Source organism: Streptomyces sp. NPDC057010, assembly GCF_042673805.1.
Classification (GTDB): Bacteria; Actinomycetota; Actinomycetes; order Streptomycetales; family Streptomycetaceae; genus Streptomyces.
On record NZ_JBHUSC010000067.1, the window covers coordinates 25,314 to 31,493 of the forward strand.

6 protein-coding genes are annotated in these 6,180 nt (G+C 71.7%); 2 read left to right on the plus strand and 4 right to left on the minus strand.

Going from position 1 to position 6,180, the window contains the following annotated elements; all coding sequences use genetic code 11:
- Positions 1-125: 125 nt before the first annotated feature.
- Positions 126-719: a nicotinamidase gene (locus ACFTXQ_RS33030; protein WP_382648222.1), complete on the plus strand. Its 594-nt coding sequence runs from the start codon at positions 126-128 to the stop codon at positions 717-719.
- Here ACFTXQ_RS33030 and ACFTXQ_RS33035 read toward each other — a convergent pair.
- Together ACFTXQ_RS33035 and ACFTXQ_RS33040 are read right to left on the minus strand one after the other, a co-directional pair.
- Positions 716-1,018, minus strand: coding sequence for a hypothetical protein (locus ACFTXQ_RS33035; protein WP_382648225.1), 303 nt, complete (start codon positions 1,016-1,018; stop codon positions 716-718). The two genes, ACFTXQ_RS33030 and ACFTXQ_RS33035, sit on opposite strands and share 4 nt — an antisense overlap.
- 113 nt (positions 1,019-1,131) lie before the next feature.
- Positions 1,132-3,489, minus strand: a complete 2,358-nt coding sequence (locus ACFTXQ_RS33040) for an immune inhibitor A domain-containing protein (RefSeq protein WP_382648238.1) — start codon at positions 3,487-3,489, stop codon at positions 1,132-1,134.
- A gap of 505 nt (positions 3,490-3,994) precedes the next feature.
- On the opposite strand from ACFTXQ_RS33040, the gene ACFTXQ_RS33045 reads away from it, so the two are divergent.
- A complete protein-coding gene (locus ACFTXQ_RS33045; RefSeq protein ID WP_382648227.1) occupies positions 3,995-4,282 on the plus strand; it encodes a hypothetical protein in 288 nt (95 codons plus the stop codon).
- A 75-nt stretch (positions 4,283-4,357) separates the two neighbouring features.
- Here the strand turns inward: ACFTXQ_RS33045 and ACFTXQ_RS33050 are convergent, their stop codons facing one another.
- Together ACFTXQ_RS33050 and ACFTXQ_RS33055 are read right to left on the minus strand one after the other, a co-directional pair.
- Positions 4,358-5,083, minus strand: coding sequence for an RDD family protein (locus tag ACFTXQ_RS33050; protein ID WP_382648230.1), 726 nt, complete (start codon positions 5,081-5,083; stop codon positions 4,358-4,360).
- Positions 5,084-5,150: 67 nt separating this feature from the next.
- On the minus strand, positions 5,151-6,180 hold a 1,030-nt coding region (locus ACFTXQ_RS33055; protein ID WP_382648233.1), incomplete at its 5' end, for an RDD family protein.

Sequence of the window (6,180 nt, forward strand, 5' to 3'; positions counted from 1 at the left end):
TTTCGCCCCAGCCGCCCGCAGGGCAACTTCAGCCCCGCCGGCGTTTGAGGCGCGGGGGTCTGGGGGCAGAGCCCCCAGCAGCCGGCCCGCACCATCCACACCCGCCGAAGCGAAGGGCACCGAACATGCACCGCGCACTGATCGTCGTCGACGTACAGAACGACTTCTGCGAGGGCGGCAGCCTCGCGGTCACCGGCGGAGCCGACGTCGCCGCCGCCATCACCGAGCTGATCGGCCAGTCCACGGCCGGCTACCGGCACGTCGTCGCCACCCGCGACCACCACGTCGACCCGGGCGCCCACTTCGCGCGCCCCCCGGCGGAGCCGGACTACGAGCGCTCCTGGCCCGTGCACTGCGTCGCCGGGACCGAGGGCGTCGGCTTCCACCCGAACTTCGCGCCCGCCGTCGCCTCCGGCGCGGTCGCCGCCGTCTTCGACAAGGGCGCCTACGAGGCCGCCTACAGCGGCTTCGAAGGCGCCGACGAGAACGGGGCGACCCTCGCCCGCTGGCTGCGGGACCGGCACGTCACCGAGGTGGACGTGGTCGGCATCGCCACCGACCACTGCGTCAAGGCCACCGCCCTGGACGCCGCCCGGGAGGGCTTCGCCACCCGCGTCCTGCTGGACCTGACGGCCGCCGTGGCCCCGCACACCACCGAGAAGGCGCTGGAGGAGCTCCGGGCGGCCGGAGTGACCCTGGTCGGCTCCAAGGCCCCCTAGGGGGCCAGCAGGGCCCGGATCGGGTGCCAGAGCTCCTGCGCCCGGTCGGGGGCGCCGCGCCACAGCAGGCCGTCCGGGTGGTGCAGGACGGCCGTGACCTCGTCGGGCGTGGGCGGCTGCGCGTTGCCCCGCAGGTACACCGCCCGCATCCCGAGGTTCCGCAGCCTGGTCAAGGCGCGGGCCCGGTTCGCGGCGTGCACCAGCACACGGACATTTCCGCCCTCACCGGACGGCCTCGGCAGCGTGAGCGCGACCACCACACTGCCGCCCGGCAATCTGACGAAACCTCCACCTGGCATGTCGGTCATCTCCCCCGTCAATAAGAACCTCGTACCGGGGCATCTAAACGCGATCGGCCGCCGCCCGCTAGAGGGCGACGGCCGATCATGCTTTGACCTGCGGCTTTACCGAATTACTTAACGGCGGGGCCGACCTCGACCGTCATGACGAGACCGTCGTAGGTCTCCTTGGCGATCTTGATCTTGGTGTTGGTGTCAGTGACCTTCACCGAGCCGGTCGGGTTCTCGTCGTAGTAGTACTTGCCCTTGTGGTCGTCGAAGACCAGGTTCGCGGGCTTCGGCTTGAGGAAGAGCTCCTCGCCGTTCTTGTGCAGGGTGAACGCGTCCGTCGAGTAGGCGCTGAAGGGCGCGTCGTACGGCTGGATCTTGTTCCGCAGCAGGGTGCCGTCGGCCCACTTCATGGGCTTGGCGTTGGCGTCGATCGGGAGGATCAGACCGGAGCCCGGGTGCTGGCTGGTGTTGTTGTCCTTCTGGGAGGTGTCCCAGAGCCAGATCAGCAGGCCGTCCTGGTACGGGTAGTGCTCGACCCAGTTCGGCTTGGTGTTGCCGAAGCCGAAGTTGTACGGGCCCACCTTGAGGGTGGAGTCGTACGAGACGTAGCGGCGGTTCTCGGCCAGGTAGTACTGCGCGTACTCCTTGGTGAAGCCGGCGCCGATCCGCGAGAAGCCCTTGCCGGTCCAGCCGTTGTCGCCGTTCTCGGCGCCGTCGGTGAACAGCGCGGAGCCGTCCGCGGTGAGGGTGACGGCGTCGGCCGTGAAGCCCTTGCCGCCCGCGCCGCCGTCCGTCTGGTAGCGGAAGCGGAGGTCGACCTTCTTGCCCGCGTAGGCGTCGAGCGGGAAGTTCAGCGACTTCCAGGCGCCCGAGACACCGGTGAGCGACGGGCTGCCGGAGGCGTCGGCCGGGATGGCCGTGCCGTCGGCGGTGCCGGCGAGAGCGGTCCAGGTGGCGCCGCCGTCCGTGGACACCTCGGTGTAGAGGAAGTCGTAGTCGGCCTCGATGTCCCACCAGCCCTTGAGGGACAGGGCGGCGGACTTCTTGCCCGTCAGGTCGACCGAGCGGGTGAGGGTGTTCTTGAGGTCGTCACCCATGTTGCTCCACCACTGCGAGGAGCCCTCGGCGGGAGCGACGATGTCGGTCTTGACCTGCTTCTTCGGCAGGTCGACGACCAGCGCCTGCTTGTCCTTGGTGTTGTACTCGGACACACCCAGCTTGTGGGTGGACTTCGTCGCGGCCTTGGCCTTGTCGAAGTTCAGCCAGCCCAGCTGGAGCTTGTCCCAGGCGGTCATGTCGCCCGGGAGGTCGCCTATGGAGTCCTTGCCGTTGCCGAGCCAGGAGCCGGCCGACATCAGGGACCAGAAGCCGACCGAGTTCTCGCCGCCACCGGAGGTGTCGTAGAGGTCCGGCAGGCCGAGGTCGTGGCCGTACTCGTGCGCGAAGACGCCGAGGCCGCCGTTCTCGGGCTGCATCGTGTAGTCGCCGACCCAGATGCCGGTGTCGCCGATCTGGGTGCCGCCGGCCTTGTTGTTCGCCGGGCCGGTCTTGCCGACGTCGGTGCCGTAGGCGTACCAGCGGTGCGCCCACAGCGCGGTCGTGCCCTGCTCGCCGCCACCGGCCGACTCGTCCTCGCCCGCGTGGACGATCTGGAAGTGGTCGATGTAGCCGTCGGGCTCGTTGAAGTTGCCGTCGCCGTCGAAGTCGTTGCGGTCCCACTGGTCGTACTGGGCCAGCTGCGCCTTGATCTGCGCGTCGGTCTTGCCCGCCTTCTTCTGGGCCTCCGTCCACGCGGTGACGCCGTCGCGGACGGTGTCCCACACGTTGGAGCAGTTGGTCTGGCCGCAGTAGTTCGAGCCGTAACGGCCCTCGTTGTACGGGACCTTGACCCAGTCGGCGACCTCGCCCTCGACCGAGTAGCGGCCCGAGGAGGTCTTCTCGTAGTAGGTCTTCAGGGAGTTCTTGCCCTGGCCGGTACCGAAGTACAGGTCCTGGAAGTAGTCCCGGCTGAAGTCCTTGCGCCAGGCGGTGCTGTTGTTGACGGCGCGGTTGGGCTCCTTGATCGCGTTGTGCAGCGGACCGGGGGTGCCGCCGTACTTCGGGACCGAGGGCTTGGGGCCCGGGCCGTCCGGGTCGAACATGGTGGTGTTGTCGACCTGGTCGCCGAACTCCACCAGGATCGTGAAGATCTTGTCGGTCTTCTCGCGGCCGAGCTCGACGTACTTGTTCTCGTCGAGCTTGACGACCTTGGAGGCGCCGCGCTGCTCGACGCCCTTCTTGCCGCTGAGCACCTGCTCGAGGGCGGCCTTCTTCTGCTTCGCCTGCTGGTCGCTGAACGGACCCTTGAGGTCGTGCTCGACGACCTTCGAGGGAGCCGTCGGGTCCTGGCGGTCGGAGGCGGGCGCGGTCGCACCGCGGTCCTCGGCGGCCTGGGCCGCGGTCACGGCGAAGAAGGTGGCACTGGACGCGCACGCGGCCATGGTCACGGTGACGGCGGCAGCACGGAGCGCACGCCGTCTGGCGGAAATGCTGGTCACTTGATGTCGTTCCCCTCCCGCGGCCGCATGGACGGTCGGAACGTCTCCATAGGAGCGGGGGGTTCCGCGCGGCGCGCGTCTCAAGTGACGACATTTGACCGGAGAGTCGAGAGAAAAGACAGACCTTGACTTGTTCCTTACAACTGCACTATGCGGTCAGTCAGTTCCGGTAATCGGACGTTCCTCTGCCATATGGGACGAAGGCCGCTTCACGCCCCTCCTCCAGCGCCTCTTGGCAGTCTTTCGACCGCATTTGGGCCGCATGCGCGCCGCATGAGGGCAGCGCCGCGATACGCGATGTGATCCTGTGCGCCCCCCGGTGCGCCGACACCGTGGGTTAGGTCACGCTTACCGGTCGTTCCGCTCGGGCATCCACCGTCGTAGAGTCTCTTGACGCGCGACCCAGTTGAGCCGACTCCCCCTCCCCCCTCCGAGGACGGATATCGCCATGCCGCGTCCGACTGCCGCACAGCTCGCGTACGGGTCCGCCACCGTCGTCGCGTCGACGATCGCCATGCTGCTGCTCTCGCAGACGAGTACGGGGCTCGGGATCGCCGTCATCTGTGCGGCCGCCCTCGCCCTCGGACTGCTCGTCGCCGTGACCGTACCCCTGCCCAAGCGCCGCGGCCGCCACGCGGCCCCCGCCGCCGGCCGCACCATCCGCACCGCCCGCACGGAGGCGGTCCGGGTGCCGGAGTCCAGGCCGGCCCCCGCCGAACACCCCGTCCACCACTGAACGACGCGGTGCGGGCGGCCTCCCCGCAGGGAGACCGCCCGCTGTGCGCCGCGCCGGCGCTTCGCCGCGTGGGCGTCAGGTGGTCTGGACGACGACCGTCTTGGCGACCTTGTCGTGCAGGCCCTGCTTGTACGGCTTGTCGACGAGGATCGAGATGACCAGCGCGATCGGCCACAGGCAGAAGCAGCAGATCAGCGTCGGCAGCCAGAGGACGGCGGCGCGGCCGAGGGACGCGCCGGAGGGCGGGACGCTGCCGTCGTTGAGCATCGCGACGCGCAGGCCCATCGCCTTCTTGCCGAGGGTCTGGCCGCTCTTGTGGGTGAACCACCAGTCGTAGCCGACGTACGCGACGATCGAGATCAGGGTCATGGCCAGACCGCTGCCGCTGTAGGACCTGGTGATGACCTCGCTGACGTCCTCGCCCTTGTTGGTCTCGACCGTGTAGCGGTTCGTGCCGAAGGCGAGCTGGATGAGGAACAGCGGGACGGCCACGATCAGCGCGTCGATGATGCGGGCGGCGAGCCGCTTGCCGAAGTCGGCGAGCGGGGGCATCCCGGCGAGCGGGTCGGGCATGCCGTAGCCGCCGCCCGCGCCGCCGTACGGGGGCGGCGGAGGCGGGTAGCCGCCGCCCGCCCCGGAGCCGCCGTAGGGGCCGCCGGGGGGCGGGGTCCCGCCGCCGGGCGGCGGCGGTGGGCCGCCGCCGTACGGCGAACCGCCCGACGGTGGCGTCGGTTCCTGGGGCCTCTTGAGGAACGGGTCGTCCTCGGGACGTTCGCCCGGCGGCGGCTGGTCGGTACTCATGGCCCGAGTCGAACCCGGCTCCGGCGGGGGCGCAACGGGACCGCGTCCGTTCGGGTCCGCCGCCGCCTCAGCGGGCCACGTACGTCTTCGCCGCCTTGTCGTGCCAGGCCTGACGGCGCGGGCGGTCCACGAGGCACCAGAGGGCGCCGGGGAGGCCGAGGAGGGCGTACACCAGCCAGCGGCGCAGCGCGGCCCCGAAGGCGGGCGGGCGGAGGGTGGCGGTGGCCAGCACGCGGACGCCCAGGAGCCGCTTGCCCGGGGTCCGGCCCCAACGGGCGGTGGGCACGGCCTCGTAGAGGACTCCGAAGAGGAGGACCGTGCCCAGGACCAGGCCCAGGTGGCCGGCGATGGTCCCGTCGAACAGCCAGACGGTGGTGGTGCGGCCGCTCGCGCGGGCGGCGTCCACCTTGGCCTCCAGGTGGGCGGTGGCGGCGGGGAGCTGGGGCCAGGCCGCGGCCGCCGCGACCGCCGCGAGGACGAGGGAGTCCAGGGCGCGGGCGAGCGCCCGGCGCGCGAGCCCGGCGGGGCGTACCGCGCGCTCGGCCATCCGCTCGAAGACGGCTCGGGGGGTGACGGTCGCCCCGGGGCGGGGGGCCGCGGCGCTCCCGCGCGGGGCCCGGTCCGCGGGCCGTTCCGCCGGGCGCTCAGCCGGCCGTTCCGCCGCCGGAAGCGAGGGGCGGGCGCCGGCGGTACGGGGCGCCCACGGCTCGGAGCGGGACGGCTCGGCCGCCGGCTCCCGGCGGGGGGTTTCGACCGGGGGCTCCCGGCGGGGGGTTTCGACCGGGGGCTCCCGGCGGGGGGTTTCGACCGGGGGCTCCCGGCGGGGTACTTGGGCCGCCGGCTCCCGGCGGGGCGCCTCGGCCTGGGGTTCCCGGCGCGGGGTCTCGGCCGGGGGCGTCGAGGAGGCGGGCGAGGTCTCGGGCCAGGTGGACGTGGCCCCGGAGGTCCCGGCTCCGGGAGCATCCGGCCACGCCGGGGCGGTGGCTGCCGGGGCGGTTCCGGCGGGGCCGGGCGCGCGCCGGGGCACCTCCTCGGGCGCCGAACGTGACCAGGGGTCGGACAGTGGCGGCGGGACGGCGTTCGGCGCCCTGCGGGGG

Excerpts from the sequence above, each read along its gene's own strand:
- ACFTXQ_RS33035 (WP_382648225.1), bottom strand. The coding sequence starts at position 1,018 with ATGCCAGGTGGAGGTTTCGTCAGATTGCCGGGCGGCAGTGTGGTGGTC.
- ACFTXQ_RS33045 (WP_382648227.1), top strand. The coding sequence starts at position 3,995 with ATGCCGCGTCCGACTGCCGCACAGCTCGCGTACGGGTCCGCCACCGTC.
- ACFTXQ_RS33050 (WP_382648230.1), bottom strand. The coding sequence starts at position 5,083 with ATGAGTACCGACCAGCCGCCGCCGGGCGAACGTCCCGAGGACGACCCG.
- ACFTXQ_RS33040 (WP_382648238.1), bottom strand. The coding sequence starts at position 3,489 with ATGGCCGCGTGCGCGTCCAGTGCCACCTTCTTCGCCGTGACCGCGGCC.
- ACFTXQ_RS33030 (WP_382648222.1), top strand. The coding sequence starts at position 126 with ATGCACCGCGCACTGATCGTCGTCGACGTACAGAACGACTTCTGCGAG.